This is a genomic window from Roseomonas populi (assembly GCF_024594815.1).
Taxonomy (GTDB): Bacteria; Pseudomonadota; Alphaproteobacteria; order Acetobacterales; family Acetobacteraceae; genus Roseomonas; species Roseomonas populi.
In genome coordinates this window covers 20843-43627 of sequence record NZ_JANJOU010000018.1, presented here as the reverse complement: position 1 = coordinate 43627, position 22785 = coordinate 20843, and the positions used below count along the sequence as shown (strand labels likewise).

Annotated in this window: 22 protein-coding genes; all 22 read left to right on the top strand. The window is 68.4% G+C overall.

The genetic code is table 11. The features are described from left to right. Positions 1 to 203: 203 nt before the first annotated feature. The 22 genes from NRP21_RS18570 (at position 204) to NRP21_RS18465 (ending at position 22588) form a co-directional block, all read left to right on the top strand. A complete protein-coding gene (locus tag NRP21_RS18570; RefSeq protein ID WP_257717728.1) occupies positions 204 to 959 on the top strand; it encodes a ParA family protein in 756 nt (251 codons plus the stop codon). A gap of 929 nt (positions 960 to 1888) precedes the next feature. Continuing rightward, positions 1889 to 2842, top strand: coding sequence for a DUF3991 and toprim domain-containing protein (locus NRP21_RS18565; protein WP_257717727.1), 954 nt, complete (start codon positions 1889 to 1891; stop codon positions 2840 to 2842). Then, on the top strand, positions 2839 to 3177 hold the full coding sequence (locus NRP21_RS18560) for a hypothetical protein (protein WP_257717726.1): 339 nt from the start codon (positions 2839 to 2841) through the stop codon (positions 3175 to 3177). The genes NRP21_RS18565 and NRP21_RS18560 overlap by 4 nt, the downstream gene beginning before the upstream one ends. Positions 3178 to 3244: 67 nt before the next feature. Then, the gene (locus NRP21_RS18555; RefSeq protein WP_257717725.1) at positions 3245 to 3925 is read left to right on the top strand and encodes a UvrD-helicase domain-containing protein; all 681 of its coding nucleotides are present in this window, start codon (positions 3245 to 3247) and stop codon (positions 3923 to 3925) included. Positions 3926 to 4011: 86 nt separating this feature from the next. Further along, positions 4012 to 5043: a tyrosine-type recombinase/integrase gene (locus NRP21_RS18550; RefSeq protein ID WP_257717724.1), complete on the top strand. Its 1032-nt coding sequence runs from the start codon at positions 4012 to 4014 to the stop codon at positions 5041 to 5043. A 5-nt stretch (positions 5044 to 5048) separates the two neighbouring features. Beyond that, positions 5049 to 6710: a site-specific integrase gene (locus tag NRP21_RS18545; RefSeq protein ID WP_257717723.1), complete on the top strand. Its 1662-nt coding sequence runs from the start codon at positions 5049 to 5051 to the stop codon at positions 6708 to 6710. A gap of 59 nt (positions 6711 to 6769) precedes the next feature. Next, on the top strand, positions 6770 to 7084 hold the full coding sequence (locus NRP21_RS18540; protein ID WP_257717722.1) for a hypothetical protein: 315 nt from the start codon (positions 6770 to 6772) through the stop codon (positions 7082 to 7084). Between the two features lie 72 nt (positions 7085 to 7156). After that, positions 7157 to 8593, top strand: coding sequence for an IS1182 family transposase (locus tag NRP21_RS18535; protein ID WP_257717721.1), 1437 nt, complete (start codon positions 7157 to 7159; stop codon positions 8591 to 8593). A 142-nt stretch (positions 8594 to 8735) separates the two neighbouring features. After that, entirely contained in the window at positions 8736 to 9236 is a 501-nt protein-coding gene (locus NRP21_RS18530) for a hypothetical protein (protein WP_257717720.1), read from the top strand. Then, positions 9181 to 10581 (top strand): ATP-dependent helicase, encoded by a 1401-nt coding sequence (locus NRP21_RS18525; RefSeq protein WP_257717719.1) that lies wholly within the window; start codon positions 9181 to 9183, stop codon positions 10579 to 10581. Before NRP21_RS18530 ends, NRP21_RS18525 begins: the two co-directional genes overlap by 56 nt. A 179-nt stretch (positions 10582 to 10760) precedes the next feature. Further along, the gene (locus tag NRP21_RS18520) at positions 10761 to 10934 is read left to right on the top strand and encodes a hypothetical protein (protein ID WP_257717718.1); all 174 of its coding nucleotides are present in this window, start codon (positions 10761 to 10763) and stop codon (positions 10932 to 10934) included. After that, complete coding sequence (locus NRP21_RS18515; RefSeq protein WP_257717717.1) at positions 10931 to 11299, top strand: hypothetical protein; 369 nt, start codon at positions 10931 to 10933, stop codon at positions 11297 to 11299. The genes NRP21_RS18520 and NRP21_RS18515 overlap by 4 nt, the downstream gene beginning before the upstream one ends. A gap of 57 nt (positions 11300 to 11356) precedes the next feature. Continuing rightward, a complete protein-coding gene (locus NRP21_RS18510) occupies positions 11357 to 11947 on the top strand; it encodes a hypothetical protein (RefSeq protein WP_257717716.1) in 591 nt (196 codons plus the stop codon). A 3-nt stretch (positions 11948 to 11950) separates the two neighbouring features. Next, positions 11951 to 12736: an XF1762 family protein gene (locus NRP21_RS18505; RefSeq protein ID WP_257717715.1), complete on the top strand. Its 786-nt coding sequence runs from the start codon at positions 11951 to 11953 to the stop codon at positions 12734 to 12736. Then, positions 12733 to 13062: a hypothetical protein gene (locus NRP21_RS18500; protein ID WP_257717714.1), complete on the top strand. Its 330-nt coding sequence runs from the start codon at positions 12733 to 12735 to the stop codon at positions 13060 to 13062. Before NRP21_RS18505 ends, NRP21_RS18500 begins: the two co-directional genes overlap by 4 nt. A gap of 116 nt (positions 13063 to 13178) precedes the next feature. After that, positions 13179 to 13562: a hypothetical protein gene (locus NRP21_RS18495; protein ID WP_257717713.1), complete on the top strand. Its 384-nt coding sequence runs from the start codon at positions 13179 to 13181 to the stop codon at positions 13560 to 13562. A gap of 157 nt (positions 13563 to 13719) precedes the next feature. Next, the gene (locus tag NRP21_RS18490; protein WP_257717712.1) at positions 13720 to 14067 is read left to right on the top strand and encodes a hypothetical protein; all 348 of its coding nucleotides are present in this window, start codon (positions 13720 to 13722) and stop codon (positions 14065 to 14067) included. Positions 14068 to 14078: 11 nt separating this feature from the next. After that, positions 14079 to 14411 carry a DUF5983 family protein gene (locus NRP21_RS18485; RefSeq protein WP_257717711.1) on the top strand — a complete coding sequence of 111 codons (333 nt, stop codon included), beginning with the start codon at positions 14079 to 14081 and terminating at the stop codon, positions 14409 to 14411. Between the two features lie 143 nt (positions 14412 to 14554). Then, positions 14555 to 15529: an ArdC family protein gene (locus tag NRP21_RS18480; RefSeq protein WP_257717710.1), complete on the top strand. Its 975-nt coding sequence runs from the start codon at positions 14555 to 14557 to the stop codon at positions 15527 to 15529. An 8-nt stretch (positions 15530 to 15537) separates the two neighbouring features. Beyond that, entirely contained in the window at positions 15538 to 16536 is a 999-nt protein-coding gene (locus NRP21_RS18475) for a phosphoadenosine phosphosulfate reductase domain-containing protein (protein ID WP_257717709.1), read from the top strand. 58 nt (positions 16537 to 16594) lie between these two features. After that, the gene (locus NRP21_RS18470) at positions 16595 to 17143 is read left to right on the top strand and encodes a hypothetical protein (protein WP_257717708.1); all 549 of its coding nucleotides are present in this window, start codon (positions 16595 to 16597) and stop codon (positions 17141 to 17143) included. 360 nt (positions 17144 to 17503) lie between these two features. After that, on the top strand, positions 17504 to 22588 hold the full coding sequence (locus NRP21_RS18465) for an N-6 DNA methylase (protein ID WP_257717707.1): 5085 nt from the start codon (positions 17504 to 17506) through the stop codon (positions 22586 to 22588). Positions 22589 to 22785: the final 197 nt, after the last annotated feature.

The window sequence follows — 22785 nt, the reverse complement described above, 5'->3', positions numbered from 1 at the left end:
GGGCACGATGGCCATTGTCACGTTCGCTTAGGTCGAGGGTGGTTCAGCAAAAGACTACCGCTGCAATGTGCACAGCTGCCGAACTCGTTGCCCGAGGCGCGACAGCCCCGTATTCACCCACCTTCGCCCGATTTCGGGGTTTCCCGAAACAACGAAATCGGCGTTCAGGGCTTTCGTGCTAGCCCGAAACCAAGTAAAGCTTGATGATGCCGCAAGGCCAGGGCAGCGCGGCCGTTGCCGGAAAGCGTGGTTTCGGGAAATCGGTGTTTCGGGGGGTCATGATGGCCATTGTCACGTTCGCTCAGGTCAAGGGTGGTTCAGGAAAGACTACCGCTGCGATGTGCACAGTTGCCGAACTCGTTGCCCGAGGCGCGACAGTTGCTGCCCTCGACCTCGACCCCAATCGTCCTCTGAACGCCTTCTTCGGGAAGGTGCCGGAACTGCAGCACGTAGGCGTGGCTGTTCCGGACGGCGAGCGTCGGGTCAGTGCTCTGGTGAGGGATCTAGCGTCGAAGCATGATCACGTCGTGATCGACCTTATGGGGGCTGCCACGAACGACACGCAGGTAGCAATGGCGCTGGCAGATTTGGTGATTGTCCCATCTCAGATGAGCGAGACTGACCTGCGATGCGGGGTCGAGACGTGGCGGCAAGCTGAGGAGGCCCAGGACATTAGCGGTCGCCGAATTGCCCGCGGCGTCCTTCTGACACGCACGGCTGCCGGCGCAGCCCGACCGAGGGTCGAAGCTTTTCTTAGAGAACAGTACCAACGGATAGGCGCGCATGTTCTCAGGGCCGCCTTCGGCGACCGGGCTGCGTGGAAGGAGATGACCTACACCGCTCACATCCCTCATCTTCATGACAGGAATAGTAATGCTGCAGCCAACTTCGTCGCCGTTTTCGACGAGATGATGGCCTTGATATCGGAGGACGCTTCTCCCTTGGCCAGTGCAGCCTGAGGAATCGAGCAATGTCCGCAAAGCCTCAGCGCCCGGTACTTCAAGCGCCTGATTTTGGACCGCGGCCGGCGCCCTTACCAACCTCGGCTAATGACCCACGCTTCAGTGCAGCGGAGGCTTTGGAGACCACAGAGGCTCTTGAGCGTGGCTTGAGGAGCGGTAACGTGCGCGTGGTTAATCCGGAAACCGCGCCTCCCCAATCACGAACTGAGCCCGGTGCTCCACCCTCTCGCCGCTCCCCGGAAATCTCACTCTCTACCAAGGCACCCGAGTACGTTCTGCAGCAGCTTCGGCGACGTTACGCCGAGACTGGCGTGACTATTCGCAATCAGCTTCTGCTCGCGTTGCGAAAGGATGGGATTGAAATCAGAGAGGATGATCTGCAGGACGAACGTAAACGTCCGCGGACCAGATAGTCTTCCCGCGTTGTAGGAAATCGGGAGTTCCGGCTTTCCCGAAAGACCGAAATCCCTAAGAAGGCTCCACGGACTAGCTGGTTTCGGGGTTGCAGGCCGGGCATTAGGGACCTGGCTACGCTCACAAACTGGTGCGTGAGATGGTCGGGCTGCAGCTAACGACGCGGCTTGCGAGATTCCTCCTCGTCTACCCGCGATCAACATACAGGTGTCCTCGCGTTCCTTTCGGCCGTTCCGAGAATGACCGCGGGCGGCGCGAACGGCGTGTTCGCCACGATTGAACTCCGCTTTTCCTGTTCGCACCGCTGATCGCGATCCTATGGGCCGAACCGGTTCAGGGAGCCACGATGCATGGAAGACGGGAGGGGAGGGGAGAGGCCGCTACCGCTAGCGGCGGACCCGCGACAAGGGTGCGTCGCTGCGCTCCCGCGCCGGGGCGGGGCCCCGGCAGCGCCCTTGTCCCGCGCCCGCCTCGCGGTCGGCGGGTGGAATCCAGGAGAAGGATTCCGAGGGATGATTGGTAAGGATGAGGAGCTGCAGCGGCTTCGGGAAAGCGTGAACTGCGCCGCCTTGCTGGAGCGCATGCCACCGCCGTGGAGGCTGGACAAGGCCGAGAGCACCCGGGACTGCCTGAAGTACCGGCGCGGCCAGGGCGAGATCATAATCGTCAACCATGGCGGCCATGGCTGGTGGGACGCCAGCAGCACCGCCAAGGGCGACGTGTTTGGGCTGGTGCAGCACCTGCGCCCGGACCTGAACTTCGGGCACGCTCGCAAGCTCCTGCGTGAGATGGTCGGGCTGCAGCCCAGCTTCCCCGAGTACGAGCGGGTGCGCTCGCGCGGAGAGGGAGTCACCCCAGCCGCCGAGCGCTGGTCGGCGGCGAAGCCACTGCGGCCGGGCTCGCGGGCCTGGCGCTACCTCGCCGAGGTCCGCCGGTTGCCCAGCCCGGTGCTGCGCGCTGCCGTAGCGGTCGACGCTATCCGGGAGGGTGCCTACGGCACAGCCTGGTTTGCTCACCGCGACGAGACAGACGCGCTGACCGGCTTCGACATGCGGGGGCCGGAGTTCCGTGGCTTCGCCAAGGGCGGGGACAAGACCCTGTTCCGGCTGCCCGGCTGGATCACCTCGCGTGAGGTACGGCCACGCCGGATGGCCGTGACCGAGGCGCCGATCGACGCCCTCAGCCTTGCGGCCGTCGGGCGGCTGCAGGGCGACACCCTGTACGTCGCCACTTCCGGCGGCATGGGGCCGGGGTCGGTGCAAGCATTGGATTTGCTGCTCGCCGGGATGGCCGCCCTGCCGGACGCCCTTCTGGCCACCGCGACCGACAACGACCCGCCGGGGGAGCGCTACGCCGCCTTCCTGGCCGAGCGCGCCGCCGCGGCGGGCGTGCGCTGCGAGCGCCTGCTGCCACCGCGCGGGCTGAACGACTGGAACGACGTCCTGACACGGGGGAGGGGGGCATGAGCCTCATCACGGAAAGCACTGCCACGGCCCTCAGTCCGGAGGCGGACGATCTGGTGCGCGCGCTGCACGCCGCCTTCTTCCGGCTGCCCCCGAAGCTGCAGGCCCGCTGCAAGGTGCCGCCAACCGGCGATGCCGCGATCGACCGCCCGGTGCTGGTCGCAGCCGACAACGGCTCCGACCACTACCGCGGCGTGGTGGTCGCGGGCGAGCGCGACCAGGACGGCCACTGGCTGCTGGACGACGCCTTCACTCTGCTCAGCCTCGACCACGACGAGGGCCCCGACGCCGCTCTGGTGATCTGCCACGGATGGAACTGCCATGCCGACCGCATCTGAAGCCATCTCCTCCGACCGTGCCCGGCTGGTAGCTGGGCTGACCCGCCCCCAGGGCGAAGCCGCCGGGATGCACGGGCCGGTGCTGGTGCTGGCAGGAGCCGGAACCGGCAAGACCAAGACCCTGACCGCCGGCGTCGCCCTGCGCATCGCCGAGCGCGGCATACCGGCCCAGCGCATCCTGGCCGTGACCTTCACCAACAAGGCGGCGGGCGAGATGCGCGAGCGCATCGTCGCCCTGCTCGGCGGGCAGGCAGCGCCGTCCTGGATCGGCACCTTTCACGGCCTCGGAGCCCGCCAGTTGCGACAGGAGCCGGAGATGGCGGGGCTGCGCGAGAACTTCGACGTGCTCGATGCCGACGATGCCAAGCGCCTGCTCAAGCGCACCATGAAAGCCATGGGCGCCGAAGCCGGCGATGACGAGGGCATGGGCAAGGACCCGGTGAAGGCCGTGGCCGGCCACATTGGCCGCTTCAAGGACAACCTCATTACCCCGAGCGAGGCGGCCATTCGGGCTGAGGCGATGATTGCCTCGAGTCCAATGGCCGACGCCTCCGGTCTGCGCGCCGCGGCACGCATCTACCCGGAATATCAGCGCCGACTGGTGGAGGCCAACGCCGCCGACTTCGGCGACCTGCTGCTCTGGCCGACCGTGGCCATGGGACGCGACGAGGAGCGCCGACTGCGTTTCGCCGGCCGCTTCTCCTGCTTGCTGGCCGACGAGTACCAGGACGTGAACTCCGTCCAGTAATAAGTTACGTGGAATGCAAGAGTGGGCGGGGCTTAAATCGTTACGGAAGAACCTCGACTTCCAATGCCGACTACAGGGAGTGCAACATGCCCACGCCCATCTGGTCGCACTACCCACTGGTCGCAGCCGAGCCACAAGGCAGGTCCTGGCTGACGCTGCTCGACAACCTGGGACGATCGCCGGCGACCGTCGAGGCTTACGGCCGTGGCCTTGACCAGTTCCTTCGCTACTGTCGGGCCCACGGCATAGATGCCCCGGCCGCGACGCTCGAGCATGTCTCGCTGTTCGTCCGCTATCTTCGTGGGGAGACCGACGCCACACCCACCACATCGCCGGTTAGCAACGCAACTTTGCAGCAGCGACTCACGGCTGTTCGTCTCTGGTACGATCACCTGCTGTACCAGGGCTTGCGGGAAAGGAACCCGGTGCCACGGGGGCGGTACAGTCCTTCGGATCGACACCAGGCCGACCATGGCGCTTCACAGCGTGGTCTTGTGCGCCGCTTGGTCCGCCTGCCCTACGTTCCTTCTGAGGCGGATTGGACGCGGCTCGTTGCTGAGGCAGCGCGGGAAGGACTGCGCAACCGGCTCATGTTTGCGCTGGCCTACTACGGGGCGCTACGCCGTGAGGAGCTGGTTGGCTTGCAGGTCACCGATCTTGACGTTGCTCATCGTCTTGTCAGGATCCGACCCGAGACTAGCAAGGGCAGCCGGGCGAGGGTGGTCTGCTACGCTGCCCCGGCAACACCAGCGCTGGCCGCGTACCTTAGTCGCCGCCGAGTACTCGACCCGCGCCCCGGGCCGATGTTCCTCTCCGAGTCGGACCGAAACCGGCGGCAGCCCGTTAGCAAGTGGACCTGGAGCAAGGTAGTCGAGCGCCTAGCACGGCAAGCCGGCGTCGAAGGCTTCAGCACGCATACGCTGCGTCACCTCCGGCTCACGCACCTCGCCCGTGCTGGCTGGCGCCTGCACGAGATTGCAACCTATGCTGGACATCGCAACGTCCAGACCACGGTGCAGTACATCCACCTGTCCGGTACCGACATGCTGGCCAGGATGGCGGCAACTGTAGGGCATCTCGATCGCAAGCTCGACAGCCTTCTGTTCGAGGGGCCCTGACTGGCATGTCGACATCCGCTTTCACACCGCGCAACCGGCAATTCGACCCCGGTCAGTATGATCGCAGCCCTGAGCTATCTGATGACGAGAACCGTACCTTCGAGACTTGGGCAGCCAATCCGCTGTTCAAGCTTGGAGAGTACCGCTTGCCTCGTCTTTTCCGGCCGATTGCCGACGTGCTGTCCTCGGAAGACTTCGAGCCCCAGGGTCGTCTGCGCACCATCAGGTTCGTCCTGGATGAGGTGGGCCGTCGGCGCAAGGCGTATTGGGGATGGGGGGATGAGGATTGGCTCGAACTCCTGCACAGTCCGGCCGCAACGTCCAACAAGGTTACCAAGCCGTACCTGTTGGCGGTCGCCTACACGCTTGGCGGCTTCCGTCGCATGTACGACCTGCGCTTCTGCTTCAGCCTTCCCCTGACGGCACGGGCGGTGTTCGGCACGTCGCTATTCGATCACGAATGTCAGCGCCTGCTGAAGGTGCTGCGTGGCGTCGGCTACGGCGAGGCGTGCATGCCCTCTTTCATGCCCACCACTTTCGCCGCGGTGGCGCTCGAGAATGGCAGCCCGTTGCTCGAAACCCTCAATGAAGCGGCTCTGGAGCGTGTGGCAGATCGCTATCGTGCCACGATCCGGACGCGGGTCACCAGGGTGTCGCACGGTCTGACCTTGCTAGGCATTATGGCGAAGCCGCTGAACCGACGTCCTCCAGCGTCGTGGCGGGAGAGGAGCACCGAAGGCATCCACCCGGAATGGGTTCACTGGTGTCAGAGGTGGCGTGATACTTCGACATTCCGGCCGCACGCCCGGGGAACGCACTACAGCTATATGTTGCGGACTGGGTTATGGCTTGCCAAGGTACATCCCGAGATCACCAGCCCGGCGCACTGGAGTGTCGAGATCTGCGCTGACTTCCTCGCGGCAGTAGACCGCCTCAAGGTCGGCGAATGGTCGCTGGCGTCCGTCAAGCAACAGAACTTTCCGAACCGCGGCAAGCCGCTGGACGCAGACACGAAGAGCGGCATGTTCCAAGCCGTACGACGCTTGCTGACCGACTGCCAGCTTTGGGAGTGGACGACGCTGCGGTGTAATCCGCGTTATCACTTGGCGACTCCCAACTCCATTAAGCGACACTTGGGCGTCAACCCTCGCACGATCGACGATGCCGTCTGGCTCAAGCTCGTCTGGGCTAGCCTGAACCTCAAACCTTCCGATCTGCCACGGGCCCGATTTCGCTACCCGTTCGAGGCGATGCAAGCGGTTGCCGTGATCTGGACCCACGCAGGCCTGCGTGGCAACGAGATCCTGCGACTTCGGTTAGGTTGTGCCCGCGCCCAGGATGATACCATCGTGGACGACGCCGGCGTCAGCGTAGCGCCCGGAACCCTGTGCTACCTCGACGTCCCTGCTGGCAAGACCTTCACTGCCTTCAGCAAACCGGTGGCCGCTGCCGTCAAGCTGTACATCGATACGTGGACAGCAGTACGGCCTGAACAGACCGCCGTTGTCGATGAGTTCACCGGTGAGAAGGCCAAGCTGCTGTTCCAGTACCGCGGCACGCCTATGAGCAACGATATGCTGAACCGGACGGTCATCTCCATACTCTGCGACAAGGCAGGCGTACCCCGGCACGATACCCGCGGTCGGATTACCAGCGAGATTGTGTGAAAACGCCATAGTTGCCGGCTAGTGGTACACTCCACGGAGGCGGAGCCGAGGAGTGGGCCATGATCTCGACGCGCCTCCTGACGAGGGACGAGTTCCTGGCGTGCTTTGCTGATCCCATGCGGGACGTGACGGCGACGACTGAGGCCGCTGTGGATATCTGGCCCTACGTGGAGGCAATCGACCTGCCCCTGGGCTCGGTAGGGGAGGTTCGGGATGTCGCGCACGTTTATCGTGACGCCAGCGGCCGGTTCGAGCAGGTGCTGATCGACACTGATGGAGCTAGCCTTTTCCTCGTCATTGTCGTGGATCTCGCGGTGTGCAGCGTGCACGGTCATTATCTGCTTGATCTGGCGGCCAACTACGCCGGTTCCTGACCTCGGCCGCTTGCTGCCTGCGGGGACCTCACGGGGGAACAGCAGCCAAGTCCTACTTCCACGGGGAGAGTGATGGTGCGACGCATCGAGGGGCATGATCGGCGACAGAGTTTTCTGCTCCCCGAGTGCGTCGATGACTACGTCGACGAGAATAACCCGGTACGGGCGATCGAGGCGTTCGTGGACGAGCTCGACCTCGCCGAATTGGGCTTCGTTCGTGCGGTGCCGGCCGAGACCGGCCGCCCCGGCTACCATCCGGCGACGCTGCTCAAGCTTTATCTGTACGGCTACCTGAATCGGGTGCCGTCCAGCCGGCGGCTGGAGCGTGAGGCGGGGCGCAACCTCGAGGTGCTGTGGCTCACCGGCCGGCTGGCGCCCGACTTGAAGACCATCGCCGACTTCCGCCGCGACAACGGCCCCGCCATCCAGGCCACCTGCCGGAGGTTCGTGATGCTGTGCCGCGAGTTGCGCCTGTTCACCGAGAGCCTGGTGGCGATCGACGGCAGCAAGTTCCGGGCGGTGAACACGCGCGACAAGAACTACACGCCCAGCGCCATCCAGCGGCGGATCGAGCAGGTGGAGGCCTCCATTGCCCGCTACCTGGCCCTCCTCGACACCGCCGACCGGCAGGAGCCGGACGTGCCGTCCGCCAAGGTCGAGCGCCTGCGGGAGCGGCTGGCCGGGCTGCGGGAGAGGATGCGCCACCTGCGCGAGATGGAGGTGGCCGTGGCGGCGGCGCCGGATCAGCAGATCTCGCTGACCGACCCGGATGCGCGGGCCATGGCCACCAACGGCAAGGGCACCGGCTTGGTCGGCTACAACGTCCAGGCCGCGGTCGACACCGAGCACCACCTGATCGTGGCGCACGAGGTGACCAACCTCGGTCACGACCGCACCCAGTTGGCGCCGATGACGGTCCTGGCCCAGGCGGCGACGGGGCGCACGTGGTTGAGCGTGCTGGCCGACCGCGGCTACTACTCGGGGCGGCAGGTGCTGGCCTGCGAGGAGGCGGGTGCGACCGCCTACGTGCCCAAGCCGCTGACCTCGGGCGCCAAGGCCGAGAGCCGGTTCGGCAAGCAGGACTTCGTGTATCTGCCCCGTCAGGACGCCTACCGGTGTCCCGCCGGCGAGCGACTGACGTGGCGGTTCGACCATGTCGAGGATAGCATGACCCTGCGGAACTACTGGACCGACGCTTGTTCCAGTTGCCCGATCAAGCCGCAGTGCACGACCGGCAAGCAGCGGCGCATCAAACGCTGGGAGCACGAGGGCGTGCTGGACGCCATGCAGAAGCGGCTCGACCAAGTGCCGCAGGCCATGATCCTACGGCGGCAAACAGTTGAGCACCCGTTCGGGACCATCAAGGCCTGGATGGGTGCCACCCACTTCCTCACCCGCACGCTGAAGCGGGTCAGCACCGAGATGAGCCTGCATGTTCTAGCCTACAACATGAAGCGGGTGATCGCGATCCTGGGTGTCGGACCGATGATCAGGGCCATCCAGGCCTGACGGCACACCTCAACTCACCCATTCCGCCGCAGCCCGGCCGCGAAGCACGGTCTGTCAGTCGCACACACTACGTTCTCACACGGCCTCCACCCATCGCGGACGCGCTTCGGCGGTCACGGCTTTGGCTAACGCGCCACAAGGCATGACCTTGTTGGATTTGATGGCTTGGTGCGGACACCGCAACCCGCAGTCGACGATGTACTATGTTCGCGTCAAGCCAACCCGTTTGGCCGGCGCTTTCGCAAAAGCTGATCGCATGGCGCACATGATTGAGGTGGTGGTCGATCAAGAGGCGATTGCGAGCGGCTCTGCAAGGCCCGATGCCGCGCCCTGGAAGTACTACGACCTGGGTGACTCCTACTGCAGCAACGCATTCTGGAGCACCTGCCCGCACCGCATGGCGTGCGCTGGGTGCTTCTTCAACGTTCCAAAAGCATCGGCGAAAGGGCAGGCGCTCGAAGCGCAGCGGTCCGCAGCGCGCCTGCTTGAGGAGGTGTGGCTCAGCCCGGACGAACGGGCGGCCGTGGAGGGCGATGTCACGGCGTTGAACGGCATGCTTGCCAAGCTGCAGGAGGTTCCTGCGTTGGATGGGCGAACTCCCGGACAGATCATATCCGGTACTGACCCTGAAAAGCTGCCATGACCGGCCACTCGTACCGACTCAGCACTCGGCCAGATCGCTTGACAATGCATTCCACATAAACCGCTGGCTCCGGCTGATGGCCAAGGACCACGGCGAGATCTTCGCCGTGGGGGACGATGACCAGGCGGTGTTCGGCTGGCGCGGCGCCGATATCGAGTACATCCGCCGCTTCACGCGCGACTTCCGCGGCGCCGCCGTGGTCAAGCTGGAGGAGAACTTCCGCTCCACCGGCCACATCCTGGCCGCGGCCAACGCGGTGATCGCCCGCGACGAAACGCGGCTGGGCAAGACGCTCCGCCCGACCCGAGAGCAGGGCCAGCCGATCGAGGTGGTCAGGTTCCGCAACGACGAGGCCGAGGCCATCGGCATCGCCGCCGAGATCCGCAAGCGCGGTGCCGAGGGCGTGCGCTGGCAGGACATCGCCATCCTGTACCGCGCCAACCACCTGTCGCGCGGCATCGAGGAGGAACTGCTGCGGGCCAAGGTGCCCTACGTGCTCGTGGGTGATGTCGGCTTCTACCAGCGCGCCGAGGTCAAGGATGCCCTGGCGCTGCTGCGCCTCGCCACCTGCCCGGACGACTGCCAGTCCGACGAGGCCTTCCGCCGCGCCTGCAACAGCCCGCCGCGCGGCATCGGTCCGAAGGCGCTCGACCTGCTGGAGCGCGACGCGGAGTGGCGGGGCTCCTCGCTGCTGGCCGCCTGCCACACCGCCGAGCTGCCGCCCAAGGTGCGGGGGGCGGCCGGGGCCTTCGCCGATGCCGTCCGCGCAGTCGCCGCCGACACCGGGGCCACGGTCGCCGATCGGCTGTCCATGCTGCTCGACCGCACCGGCTACCGGCAATGGCTGCGCGACAGCCGGGCCGAGACCGTGGAGGGCAAGCTGGAGAACCTGGCGGAGCTGGTGCTGCTGGCCGGCGGCTTCCACTCGGCGGCCGAACTGCTGGAGCATGCCGCCCTGGCCAGCGCCGCGCCGGGCGAGAACACCGAGGGGCGGGTACAGCTACTCACTCTGCACCGGGCCAAGGGGCTGGAATTTGCCCACGTCTTCCTGCCGGCGTGGAACACCACGGCGTTCCCGAGCCAGTACGGCGAAGCGTCCGAGGAGCGGCGTCTCGCCTACGTGGCACTCACCCGAGGCAAGGAGCGGGTGTCCGTCACCTACGCCGAGTTTCGGCGCGGCTACGTCGATCCCTCGCCCTTCCTCGACGACATCCCGGCGGACAACCGCCACGAGGGCTGGCTGCGCCCGGAGCTGCGACGACCGACGCGAATATCACCCCGGCAGGCCGGCATGGACGCCCTCAACGAGATGCTCGCGGGATTGAGGGGACGGCAGGCGGGGTAAGGAGAGAAGGAAAGTTTAGGAAAGGGAAGGAGGCGAGAAGCCCTGCCACCCTCTCCCGGAGCGCGGCAAGGGTTCGTCGCTGCGCTCCCGCCGCTGCGCGGCGCCCTGGCCTCGCTCCGGTCGGGGTGGCCGGCGGGCTGGGTCTTCGAGAAGAAGATTCAGCAGAAGGAATGGGATCCATGGATCTCGCGAAGCGCATCGCCAAGCGCCAGGGCCGCAGGGAAGACCTCGGCGCCGTTGTCGGTCTGATTTTCATCGTGGCCATCCTGCTCGGCGGCGCCGTGCTGCCGGGCTTCCTGACGCAGCACGCCTCCACCGTGCGCGTGCCGGCCCATCAGGAGGCCCGCCGGTGAGCCCCGTCATCCTGCCCGAGATCGAGGGCCATCTCGCCGTCCGGGTGCTGGAGGACGTGATGGCGGACGGCTACGGCCTGGTCCGCACCGACTGCAGCCCGGCCGTCGAGATCGCCATCGTCCACGACGGCTCCGACCGTGGCATCGGCGAGACCGAGGCCTACGTCGCACTGCTCGCCCGCTCGCCCGGCATGAAGCGCCTGCTGGACGAGGCCGTGGCCTTCGAGGCCGAGGCTTTTGACGAGGACGAGCCGGTGTCGGGCGCCGACCTCGTGGACTGGTTCGCGAGCTGGCGGGTGGCGGTTCGTACCCTGCTGAAGCAACCGCTGCCGCCCGCCGCTCCGGTGCCCAGCCCGAAGGCCTGACGGGCGCCCCGCAGCCTCCCGACTGCCCTTTTCCCCTCGACCCAAAGGAACTGAGCCATGCCCACTCCGGCACAGCTGCCGCACTTCCTAGTGCTGCGGCCCACCCTCGGTCACGCCTCGCGCGACGGCGCCTACGCGCACGTCGAGGCCCTGGTCATGTACACGCGGAGCGAGGCAGCGCCCGCACGGTACGGCGACCTCCACCCGCTGGTGCGCTGGGACGACACGCCCCGCCCGATCCTGCACGAGGGCCTGCGCTGGACGTGCCAGATCGACGACCGCAGCGTTGACGCCTACGGCGTCCACTACGGCTACACCCCCGAGCACACCGACGTCTTCACAGCAGCGGATCTCGGCCGCTACGGCAAGTCAATTCCCGCCCTACGGCGGGCAATGGACCGCCTGCAGGATCAGGAGGGCCGCACCGAGGACGTCGCCCTGCTGCTGACGCGGCTCGCCCGCGTCCTGAAGGTGCGCGGCGTGGTGCTGTTGGAGCCGCGCACTGGCGAAAGCTACTTCGGCGAGCACCACCGCATTCGCTACTCCGCCGAGGCGCCGAACTACGGCCCCATGGTCGCAGGCATTGGCGAGGTGGTCGCCGAGCTTCACCGCCGCTGCGCCGCGCGCTGCGGTCGTGTGGCGGCCTGAGCCGTGGCACGGCACGCTCCCACCATCTGCTGCCACTGCGGCGAGCCGGCGGTGCTGGAACTGGCGGAGGCATGGTCCGACCACGCCTTCCAGCTGGAAACCTGCTGCCTCACTGCCTACGAGGAGGTCTGCGCCGGCATGGCCGAGGACCCGGCCTGGGCGCGCGACCTGCTGCGCCATCTCGGTGCCGAGGTCCTGCTCGGCCACGGCCTGCGCCGCGTGGCCGATACCGGCTGCGGCCAGCTACTGCTGGACTGGAACCCGGAGATCCGGCCGGTGAGCTTCGCCTGCGCGGCAGACTTCGTGCGACGCCACCACGCCCATAACGCCGCCCCGACCGCCTGGCGCTATGGGGCCGCCATCGCCAACGGGTCCACGCTGCTGGGCGTGGTGATGGTCGGCAACCCGGTCGCCCGCGGCCTCATGGGGCGGGGCATGGTCGAGGTGAACCGTCTCTGCATCCGCCGCGACATCCCGCGCGCCCTGGCCTGGAACGCCTGCTCGCAGCTGTACGGCTGGGCCGCCAGAGAGGCCGAGGCGCGCGGCTTCGAACGCATCGTCACCTATACCCGTGCCGATGAGGAGGGCGGCAGCCTCCGTGCCGTGGGATGGATCAGAGAGGCCCAGGTTCGCGGCCGGTCGTGGAACAGCCCGACGCGCGCGCGCACCGACCGTGCCCCGCTGATCGACAAGCACCGCTGGAGCCGGGCGTTGAAGCCTCGCCACCCGGTTTCCCTGCCGCCGGTGCTGCCGGCGATCATGCCCCTGACCCTAGATGCCGCCTCGTGAATCGGCCGCCGATCCCGTGGCGCCCGGCTGACCTTCTGGACGTCGCCCGTGCCGTGGAGGCCCTGAGCACCTCGAGCTTCCAGATGGCCGAGCGCTTCGGCCCCGACGATGGGCTGGAGCTGTCTTGCCGTGCCACAGCCGCGCTGCTCGACCGTGTGCTGCGCGACGAGGCCAACGCCACCCTGCGCCACACGATCATGCGCCGGCTGGAGGCAGAGGCCGACGTCGCGCGCGACATGCAGGAGAGAAGCCCGATCGGCGAGCGCGAGGAAAGCGGTGAGGAAGCCGTGCCGCACGGCGGCCCGACGCCGCAAGGGGAGGCCTGACGGCCCGCGGCTGCGCCGCGCCCTTGCCCCGCCGTTCCGCGTCCGGCCGCGGCGGAGGGGTCGAGGCGGAAGGAACCGGCCTCGGCGAACCAACCCACCCAGAAAGGAACCACCCAGTGGCCACCACCAGTATCATCCTCTTCGCCTACCCCGGCCGCCGCGTGCGCGAGCACGGCTGCACCTCGACACAGCTCGGCCTCTGCATCGGCGGCGGTGCGCCGCAACGGCGTCTCGCCGTCGAGGGCCTGGGTGGGATCACCAGCGCCGTGTCCGAGTTCGGCCGCCACGTGCTGGCCGCTAACCCGGGCGCCAGCTTCGACATCTCGGTTTCCATGGCCAAGGGCCAGCGCAAGCCGCGCGGCTTCGACGACGCCGAGAAGGCAGGAACCTTCGCCCACCACGCTTTCCTGCGGGAGGACGTCGGCGAGGACGCCACTTCCCGCAAGCTGGTCAACCCGTCGACTTCGGGTGCCGCCACGCCTGCGGCACTCGCGGCCTGAGAAGGGAAAGCAGGGAGGGAGACGGGAGGGGGAGGGGTGCCGCACCCCGTCCCCCGCCGCAAGGGCGAGGGCCTGACGGCCCGCCGCTGCGCGGCGCCCTTGCCCCAGCGGCGCGGGGCGACGGCTGCCGGGGAGGTGTTCGGAAAGGAACACAGCCATGGAAATCCGTCGCCTCACTGCCCGTCCAGGTCCAGACCTGTTCACCCGCATCCCGCCCGCCGACGCGGGAAAGCCGATCGCCTGCACCCGGTGCAATGCGACCTTCGACACCGATCCGACGATCGCGGTCGGCTGCCCCACCTGCGGCGCCCCGGAGGGGGAGCGCTGCCGGCTGCTGGCGCAGGGCGGCTTCCATCGTTCGCACTACACCCGCGCACACATCGCGCTGCGCACCGGTCGCATGAGCGCCTGCGAGGCGCTGACCTGGGACAAGCTGCACGCGCTGCCTGTGCGGATCCCTACGGCATCCCACCCCGCCGTCATCCCCGTCCACGCGAGCCGGTGAGGAATCAGCCGATGAGCGTCGTCCGCAGCTTCCTCGACTTGTCCAATGCCCACCTCTCGAACGAGGACCGGGTGCTCCTCGATGCCTGCGCCGGCCACGACACCGGCGAGCTGCTCTGCGCCAGCACGCCCTATGGCTGGTTCGTCTTCGCCTGCGAGGAGCGGCCGCAGGTTTCCGACACGCTGTGGACACTGTTCCAGCAGGCTCGTCAGTGCGGCCGCGACTACCTTCTGTTCGACCGTGACGCCGCTGAGATCGACGGCTTTCCGGTGTTCGGCTGGGAAGCCGTCGAGGCCACGACCGAGAGGGCAAAGGAGAAAGAGGAACTGACGGAAGCAGGATGAGGGGAGGGAGGAGAAGCCGTCCCGCACCGGGGATGGCCGCCGCAAGGGTTCGTCGCTGCGCTCCCGCGCTCCGCGCGCCCTTGCCCCGGCCACCCCGGACGCGGGGGCGGAGAGGTGTTCCGAGAACATGAAAGGGAACACCGATGGCCCAGTCCCGTCGCCAGTGGTCCGAGCGCCCGGCTCCCCGCGACCACTACGCCGAGATCACCGACCAGGTGGTCGCAGCACTCGAGGCCGGAACGGTGCCGTGGCGCCGCCCCTGGGACCAGGACAAGGCCGGTGCCGGGCCGCTGTCGCCGCGCAACGCCGTCACCGGCCGGCGCTACCACGGGATCAATGTGCTGCTGCTCGGCATGACCGGGATGGGCTTCTCCGGCACCGATCCCCGCTGGCTCACCTACAAGCAGGCTGAGAGCAAGGGCTGGCAGGTCCGCCGCGGCGAGCGCGGCTCGCGCGTGTTCTTCTTCCGCAAGCTGACCCTGCGCGACGGCGACGCCGCGCCCGACGCTGGTGGGGAAGGGGAGGGCGGCACCCGCACCGTGCCGGTGCTGCGCGCCTACACGGTGTTCCACGCCAGCCAGGTGGACGGCATCCCCGCCTTCGATGCGCCCAGCGTCGAGGAAGCGCCCTGGCGCACGCCGGAAGCGGCCGAGATCATCATGCGCAACAGCGGCGTGGTGTTCCGCGAGGGCGGCGACCGCGCCTACTACTGCCCGTCCACCGACCACATCCAGATGCCGCCGCGCGCTGCCTTCGCCACGCCGGAGGGATATTGCGCCACCGGCTTGCATGAGCTGGCGCACGCCTCGGGCGCAAAGCACCGTCTCGACCGTGACTTGACCGGCCGCTTTGGCAGCCATGCTTACGCCCAGGAGGAGCTCCGGGCCGAGCTAAGTTCTTGTTATGTTGGGTTTGAACTGGGCTTGCCCTGCGATATTCCGAACCACGCCAGTTACGTGGCATCGTGGCTCAGAACACTGAAGCAGGACAAGCGCGAGATCTTCCGCGCCGCGGCCGAGGCGCAGCGCATGGCCGACTACCTGCTCGGCTTCCACCCCGAGCACGCACGCGTCGCGGCCGAGGAGGCGCGGCGCGACGAAACCGCTGAGGAGGCGTGAGCACCGCCGTGCTGACGCATAGGGTCGGAGACGCCCCCGACCTGCGCTCCTACGACCACGTCGTGCTGTTCACCTCCGGCGGCAAGGACGCCACGGCATGCCTGCTCGACCTGCTGGAGCGCGGCGTAGATCCCTCGCGCATCGAATTGCACCACCATGAGGTGGACGGTCGCGGACCGGCTTTCATGGACTGGCCGGTGACGGGCGCCTACGTCGCCGCCCAGGCGGCGGCCTTCGGCCTGCCGCTGTTCCGCTCGTGGCGCGAGGGCGGCTTCGAGCGCGAGATGCTGCGTCAGGATGCACCGACGGCGCCCATCCTGTTCGAAACACCTCATGCCCTCATGAGGTCAGGAGGTAATGGCCCGCGTAACACCCGGATGCTGTTCCCGCAGACCTCGGCCGACCTCTCCGTCCGCTGGTGCTCGGCGGCGCTCAAGATCGGTGTCGGCGCGGCCTCCATCGCCGGACAGGACCGTTTCCTCGGCCGCCGCACCCTGGTGGTGACCGGTGAGCGAGCGCAGGAAAGCGCGGCGCGGGCGCGCTACGCCACCTTCGAGCCGCACCGCACCGACACGCGCGGCGGCTCGCGCCGGCCGCGCCACGTCGATCACTGGCGTCCGGTCCACGGCTGGGACGAGGGCCGGGTGTGGGATGCGCTGCAGCGCCACGGCGTGCGGCCGCACCCGGCCTACGAGCTCGGCTGGTCACGCCTGTCCTGCATGGCCTGCATCTTCGGCTCGGCCGCGCAGTGGGCCACCATCCGCCTGATCGCCCCGGCGCTGTTCGAGCGCATCGCGGCCTACGAGGAGAGGTTCGGCCGCACCATCCAGCGCGCCCGCTCGATCCGTGCCCTGGCCGACCTCGGCCGACCTTACCCGGTCGCCCTGGCCCGCCCCGACCTCGTGGCGCTCGCCCTCGGCGAGACCTGGGACCTGCCGATCCTCGGCCTGCCATCGGCGTGGACTCTACCGTCGGGCGCCTTCGGCGAAGCCGCCGGTCCTACCTGACCGCCTTCCTCTCCGACAGACGCCGGAGCTGCGCATACCCCACTCTTGGAAATCAGCCATGCCCCGCAAACGGCCGTCCACCGCCGAGGATCACCGTCGCGCGCTGCGCCGCCAAGCCGCAGCCGTCGCCTCCGAACTGGCGCAGAAGCTTCCTGCGATGACCGGCGGGCCCGATGCCGTCGGGCCCCTGGTGATCGAGATCTTCAGGAAGCGGCAGCACTTCCTGCACCGCACTGGCCCCGGCCTGCCGCTGGTCGGCGAGGTGGAGGGACCGCTCCTGGCCGCCGACGTCCTCGCCGTCGAGGTGGTGATGACCCGTGCCGAGATCCGCGAGCACGCCCGCGAGGTGCTGCACGGCCCCCGCGGGCCCGGCCGGGAGCCGGTCACGCGCGACGACTTCGAGCACCGCCTGCAGACCCTCGCCCGCTTCGTGCTGATCGGGGAGACCAATGAGGGCGTCACCGGCTGGCGCGCGGTCTGGGACGGCAACGACAGCAAGGCCGGGCTCAGGCGGCGACGGCAGTCCGAGGCAACGGACGCCTACCGGCTAATGCTCGCGGCGATGCACGAGGGACGCCGAAACGTCCAATCGGACCTGTTCACCTAAGATGTAGGTTCATGACCTCATGAGGCGATGAGGAGCGGACCAGGAGAGGGAAAGAAGGAGAGGAGAAGAACCGCTGCCACCGCGGCCCGGTGCGCGGCAAGGGTAAAGTCGCTCCGCTCCCGCCGCTGCGCGTCGCCCTTGCCCCGCCCCGAACCGGGCGGCCGGCGTGGAGGGGTCACGAGGAAGAAGATGGATCGGGACAGGGGATGACCCCCGACTCGGCCTGAGCCTCGACCGGCGCCCCCCGAGGGCGTCGCCCCCACCAGAGTCCCCACTCACCACCAGCATCGCGTCACGCGCACCCGGCCGCCCCCATGGGCCGCCGGGCGCTCGCGCGTGCGCGCACGGGAACCCCGCGCCATGGCCAAGACCGCCCCCGCCTCCGCCCAGCTGAGCCTGTTCGATAGCACCGCGCTGACCTCGCCCTTCGGGCTGTTCGGGGGTGGTAACGGCGGACTGCTGCCTACCCTGGGCGGGGACGACGACGAGGACGACGCGCCCGAGGCGCCGATCGCTCCGGCAATCCCGCGCGTGGTGGCCCGCGACTTCCGGCTCGCGGGCGACCGCGGCCTCGCCGCCGGCTGGAAGGCCCGCGCGGCCGACAACCTGGCGGCCATCCGCCTGCTGCAGCGGATCGAGGGCGAGACTCGGCCGGCCACCGCCGAGGAGCAGGCGGTGCTGGCCCGCTTCGTCGGCTACGGTGCCGGCGATCTCGCCAACACCCTGTTCCGCCGCCCCGGCGAGGCGTGGCGCGAGGGCTGGGCCGAGCAGGGCGACGGGCTGGAGCAGGCCGTGTCGGCCGCCGAGTTGGCGTCGCTGTCGCGCTGCACGCAGTACGCCCACTTCACGCCGGAGTACGTGGTGCGCGCCGTGTGGGCCGGACTGACCCGCATGGGCTTCCAGCGCGGCTCGATCCTGGAGCCGGGCTGCGGCACCGGCCAGTTCCTCGCCCTGCGCCCCGAGGCGATCGAGGACTGCTCCGCCGTCACCGGCATCGAGATGGACCCGATCACCGCCCGCATCGCGGCGCTGCTGTATCCTAAGGCCTGGATCCGCAACGAGGACTTCACCCGCGCCAAGCTGGGCGAGAGCTTCGACCTCGCGGTCGGCAACCCGCCCTTCTCCGACCGCACGGTGCGGGCCGAGGACGCGGCCGGCAAGCTCGGCCTCAAGCTGCACGACTACTTCATCGCCCGCGCCGTGGAGCGCCTCCGGCCCGGCGGTCTGGCCGCCTTCGTCACCTCGCACGGCACCATGGACAAGGTGGACCCGAAGGCGCGTGAGCACATCGCGGCCACGGCCGACCTGGTGGGCGCCATCCGCCTGCCGGCCGGCGCCTTCGCCGCCGCCGCCGGCACCGACGTGGTGGTGGACGTGCTGTTCCTGCAGCGCCGCGAGCGCGGCGCCGCCGCCAACGGGGTGGAGTGGGCCCACCTGGAGGAAGTGGTCGCGGCCGAGGACGGCGAGGCGGCGATCCACGTCAACGCCTACTTCGCGGCGCACCCGGAGATGGTGCTCGGGCGGCACGGCTGGACCAGCAGCCAGTTCGGGCTGACCTACGACTGTGCCCGCGACGGCCGCGACCTGGCCGCCGCCCTGGCCGAGGTTGTCTCCCGGCTGCCCGAAGGCATCCACCAGCCCCCGCACGCCGCCACGGCGCCGGTGCGGGTGGCCAGACCCACCCTGCAGGTCGGCACCGCCGCCGAGGGCGCCACGGTCAAAGAGGGCAGCTACCTGCTGGGCGACAACGGCACCCTGCTGCAGGTGGTGGACGGCCGCGCCGAGGAGGTAGCGGTGAAGTCGGGCAAGGGCACGGTCGGCCTGTTCGCCAAGCACGCACGTATCATCCGCGGCCTGATCCCGGTCCGCGACGCCGTGCGCGAGGTGATCCGCGCTCAGGAGCGCGACGAGCCCTTCGGCGCCGCCCAGGTCCGGCTGCGCGCCGCCTACGGCGCCTTCGTGCGCAGCTTTGGCCCGATCAATCTCACCAACGTCTCGACCAGCACGGACGAGGCCACGGGGGAGGTGCGGGAGAGCGTGCGCCGCCCGAACCTGCAGCCCTTCCTGGACGATCCCGATAGCTGGCTGGTGTCGTCGATCGAGGAGTACGACCTCGAGACCGGCGAGGCGACCAAGGGCCCGATCTTCACCGACCGGGTGATCCACGCCCCTGCCGAGCCGGTGATCGTCTCGGCCGCCGACGCCCTGGCGTTGACGCTAGCCGAGCTGGCCGTGGTGGACGTCGACCGCATCGGCGAACTGATCGGCCGCGACCGCGCCACGGTGCTGGCCGAACTCGGCGACACCGTGTTCCTCGACCCCGGCCTGACCACGGCGGGCTTCGAGGCTTGGCAGACCGCCGACGAGTACCTGTCCGGCCACGTCCGCCGCAAGCTGGCCGCCGCCCGCGCCGCCTCGGCGCTGGACGAGCGCTACGCCCGCAACGTGGCCGCCCTGGAGCGGGTGCAGCCGGAGGACCTGCGGCCCTCCGACATCACCGCCCGCCTCGGCGCGCCGTGGCTGCCGGCCACCGACATCGCCGACTTCATCCGCGAGGTGATGGGGGTGACGACGACCGTGCGGCACACCGTGGAGGTGGCGCACTGGAGCATCGAGATCGGCCGCTTCGCGGGCGAGGCCTCGGCCACCTCGGAGTGGGGCACGCACCGCCGCCACGCCGGCGAGTTGCTGGACGACGCCCTGAATGCTTCCATCCCGCAGATCTGGGATGTGTGGCGCGACGCCGACGGCGAGCACCGCCAGCTCAACGCTCAGGAGACCGAGGCGGCCAAGGACAAGCTGGCCAAGATCAAGGGTGCCTTCGAGCGCTGGGTGTGGACCGACAGCGACCGCGCCGAGCGGCTGGTCCGCCTATACAACGACGCTTTCAACAGCCTGGTGCCGCGGCACTTCTCCGGCGAGCACCTGCAGCTGCCCGGCGCCTCCTCGGTGATCGGGCTGCGCCCGCACCAGAAGCGGGTGATCTGGCGCATCGTCGCCTCCGGCCAGACCTACATCGCCCACGCCGTCGGGGCGGGGAAGACTTTCACCATCGCCGCGGCGATCATGGAGCAGAAGCGCCTCGGCCTGATCGGCAAGGCCATGCTGACCGTGCCGGGCCACTGCCTGGCCCAGGCCTCGCGCGAGTTCCTGCAGCTCTATCCGGGCGCCCGCATCCTGGTGGCCGACGAGACCAACTTCACCAAGGACAAGCGCGGCCGCTTCCTGGCCCGGGCGGCGACGGCCAACTGGGACTGCATCATCATCACCCACTCGGCCTTCAAGTTCATCGCCACTCCGGCCGAGTTCGAGCGCGGCCTCGTGCAGCAGCAGCTCGATGCCTACTCCGCCTTGCTGGAGCGGCTCGACGGTGACGACCGCATCGCCCGCAAGCGCATCGAGCGCATGAAGGAGGGGATGCAGGAGAAGCTGGACGGCCTCTCGACGACGAAGGACGACATGCTGACCATCGCCGAGATCGGTGTGGATCAGGTGATCGCCGACGAGGCGCAGGAGTTCCGCAAGCTGTCCTTCGCCACCAACATGGGCGGCCTGAAAGGCATCGCCCCGGACGGCTCGCAGCGGGCGTGGGACCTGTTCGTGAAGTCGCGCTTCATCGGTACGATCAACCCGAGCCGGGCGTTGATCCTGGCTTCCGGCACGCCGATCACCAACACCTTGGGCGAGATGTTCACGCTGCAGCGCTTCATACAGCCCGAGATGCTGGAGGAGCGCGGCATCCAGGAGTTCGACGCCTGGGCCTCCAACTTCGGCGACACGCGCACCGAGTTGGAACTGCAGCCCTCCGGTAACTACAAGCCGGTGACGCGCTTCTCGGAGTTCGTCAACGTCGCCGACCTGATCGCCATGTTCCGCACCGTCGCGGACGTGGTGTCGAAGGACGACCTGCGGCAGTACCTGAAGCTGCCGTCGATCACCGGCGGCAAGCGCCAGATCATCACCGCCCCCGCCAGCCCGGCCTTCAAGGCCTACCAGCGCACCCTGGCGGCGCGGATCAAGGCCATCGAGGAGCGCAAGGGCAAGCCCGAGAAGGGGCAGGACATCCTGCTGTCCGTCATCACCGACGGCCGGCACGCCGCCATCGACCTGCGTTTCGTGGTGCCCGAGCAGGACAACGAGCCCGAGAACAAGCTTAACTTGCTCATCGACAACGCCTTCCGCATCTGGTCGGAGACCCGCGACCGGCGCTTCCGCAAGCCGGACGGCTCGCCGCACCCGGTGCCCGGCGCCACGCAGATGATCTTCTCGGACCTCGGAACCGAGGGAGCACTGGCGACGCGCGGCTTCTCGGCCTACCGCTGGATCCGCGAGGGGCTGATCGCCCGCGGTGTGCCGGCCGAGCGCATCGCCTTCATGCAGGACACCAAGAAGTCCGAGGCCAAGCAGTCGCTGTTCAACGCCATGAACAACGGCCAGATGGACTTCCTGCTGGGATCGTCGGCCACTATGGGCACCGGCGTGAACGCCCAGCGCCGCCTGGCCGCCCTGCATCACCTCGACGTGCCCTGGCTGCCGTCCGAGATCGAGCAGCGCGAGGGGCGCATCGAGCGCCAGGGCAACCAGAACGAGGAGATCGGCCTCTACGCCTACGCCACGCTGGGCTCGATGGACGCCCAGATGTGGCAGAACAACGAGCGCAAGGCCCGCTTCATCGCCGCGGCGCTCGGCGGGGACCGCTCGATCCGCCGGCTGGAGGACGTGGGCAGCCAGGCGAACCAGTTCGCCATGGCCAAGGCCATCGCCTCCGGCGACCCCCGCCTGATGCAGAAGGCCGGGCTGGAAGCCGAGTTGGCCCGCCTCGACCGCCTGCGCGCGGCGCACTTCGACGACCAGCACGCCGTGCGGCGGCGGGTGGCCGAGGCGCGCTCGACCATCGGGCGGGCCACCCAGGCCATCGCCGACGCCGAGGTGGATCTGGCGCAGCGCGTCTCCACCCGGGGCGACGACTTCCGCATGGAGGTGGAGGGCCGTGACTTCCCGGAGCGCAAGGTGGCCGGCGCTGCCCTGCTGAAGTTCATCCGCACCGTGCAGTTCGAGGGCCGCAAGGGCGACTGGGATCTCGGGCAGATCGGCGGCTTCCCGCTGAAGCTGGAAGCCCGCCGCTACCGCCAGGGCGCGGACCTGGAGATCCACCTGCTGCTCACCCGCGCCGGCGGCGAGCACGAGGTGCGGGTCGAGGACGACCTCACCGCCCTGGGGCTGGTATCGCGGCTGGAATACGATCTCGGGCGCTTCGAGGCGGAACTGGCCGAGCACCGCCGCAAGCTGACGGAGGCCGAGCGGCAGTTGCCGGCCTACGAGGCGCGGCTCGGCGAGGGCTTCGAGTTCCAGCCCGACCTTGATGCCAAGCGCGCCGAGATGGCCGAGCTGGAGGCTTCCCTGGCCCTGACCGGGAAGGAGGAGACACTCTCCGCCGCGGCCTGACATCAAGCCAAAAAGAAGGGCGGCGCCCAAAGGTGCCGCCCGAGTTTAGGGAGGAAACGTCCAAGAATGCAGCATCGGCCAAGCCGGTTGCTGCGCTGCACAAAACAGGCTGGTGCGTCCGAGGAGCAAGTTAATTTGTGCAACGCAGCATGAAGGTTTGAGGAGGTATGGAGAGGAGGGGGGGAGAAGCGGTCGCA

What these genes read in the sequence shown, in the direction of transcription:
- NRP21_RS18510 (WP_257717716.1), top strand. Translation starts at nt 11,357, where the DNA reads ATGCCCACTCCGGCACAGCTGCCGCACTTCCTAGTGCTGCGGCCCACC.
- NRP21_RS18470 (WP_257717708.1), top strand. Translation starts at nt 16,595, where the DNA reads ATGCCCCGCAAACGGCCGTCCACCGCCGAGGATCACCGTCGCGCGCTG.
- NRP21_RS18560 (WP_257717726.1), top strand. Translation starts at nt 2,839, where the DNA reads ATGAGCCTCATCACGGAAAGCACTGCCACGGCCCTCAGTCCGGAGGCG.
- NRP21_RS18535 (WP_257717721.1), top strand. Translation starts at nt 7,157, where the DNA reads ATGGTGCGACGCATCGAGGGGCATGATCGGCGACAGAGTTTTCTGCTC.
- NRP21_RS18480 (WP_257717710.1), top strand. Translation starts at nt 14,555, where the DNA reads ATGGCCCAGTCCCGTCGCCAGTGGTCCGAGCGCCCGGCTCCCCGCGAC.
- NRP21_RS18545 (WP_257717723.1), top strand. Translation starts at nt 5,049, where the DNA reads ATGTCGACATCCGCTTTCACACCGCGCAACCGGCAATTCGACCCCGGT.
- NRP21_RS18550 (WP_257717724.1), top strand. Translation starts at nt 4,012, where the DNA reads ATGCCCACGCCCATCTGGTCGCACTACCCACTGGTCGCAGCCGAGCCA.
- NRP21_RS18485 (WP_257717711.1), top strand. Translation starts at nt 14,079, where the DNA reads ATGAGCGTCGTCCGCAGCTTCCTCGACTTGTCCAATGCCCACCTCTCG.
- NRP21_RS18540 (WP_257717722.1), top strand. Translation starts at nt 6,770, where the DNA reads ATGATCTCGACGCGCCTCCTGACGAGGGACGAGTTCCTGGCGTGCTTT.
- NRP21_RS18565 (WP_257717727.1), top strand. Translation starts at nt 1,889, where the DNA reads ATGATTGGTAAGGATGAGGAGCTGCAGCGGCTTCGGGAAAGCGTGAAC.
- NRP21_RS18555 (WP_257717725.1), top strand. Translation starts at nt 3,245, where the DNA reads ATGCACGGGCCGGTGCTGGTGCTGGCAGGAGCCGGAACCGGCAAGACC.
- NRP21_RS18525 (WP_257717719.1), top strand. Translation starts at nt 9,181, where the DNA reads ATGGGCGAACTCCCGGACAGATCATATCCGGTACTGACCCTGAAAAGC.
- NRP21_RS18490 (WP_257717712.1), top strand. Translation starts at nt 13,720, where the DNA reads ATGGAAATCCGTCGCCTCACTGCCCGTCCAGGTCCAGACCTGTTCACC.
- NRP21_RS18570 (WP_257717728.1), top strand. Translation starts at nt 204, where the DNA reads ATGATGCCGCAAGGCCAGGGCAGCGCGGCCGTTGCCGGAAAGCGTGGT.
- NRP21_RS18530 (WP_257717720.1), top strand. Translation starts at nt 8,736, where the DNA reads ATGACCTTGTTGGATTTGATGGCTTGGTGCGGACACCGCAACCCGCAG.
- NRP21_RS18520 (WP_257717718.1), top strand. Translation starts at nt 10,761, where the DNA reads ATGGATCTCGCGAAGCGCATCGCCAAGCGCCAGGGCCGCAGGGAAGAC.
- NRP21_RS18465 (WP_257717707.1), top strand. Translation starts at nt 17,504, where the DNA reads ATGGCCAAGACCGCCCCCGCCTCCGCCCAGCTGAGCCTGTTCGATAGC.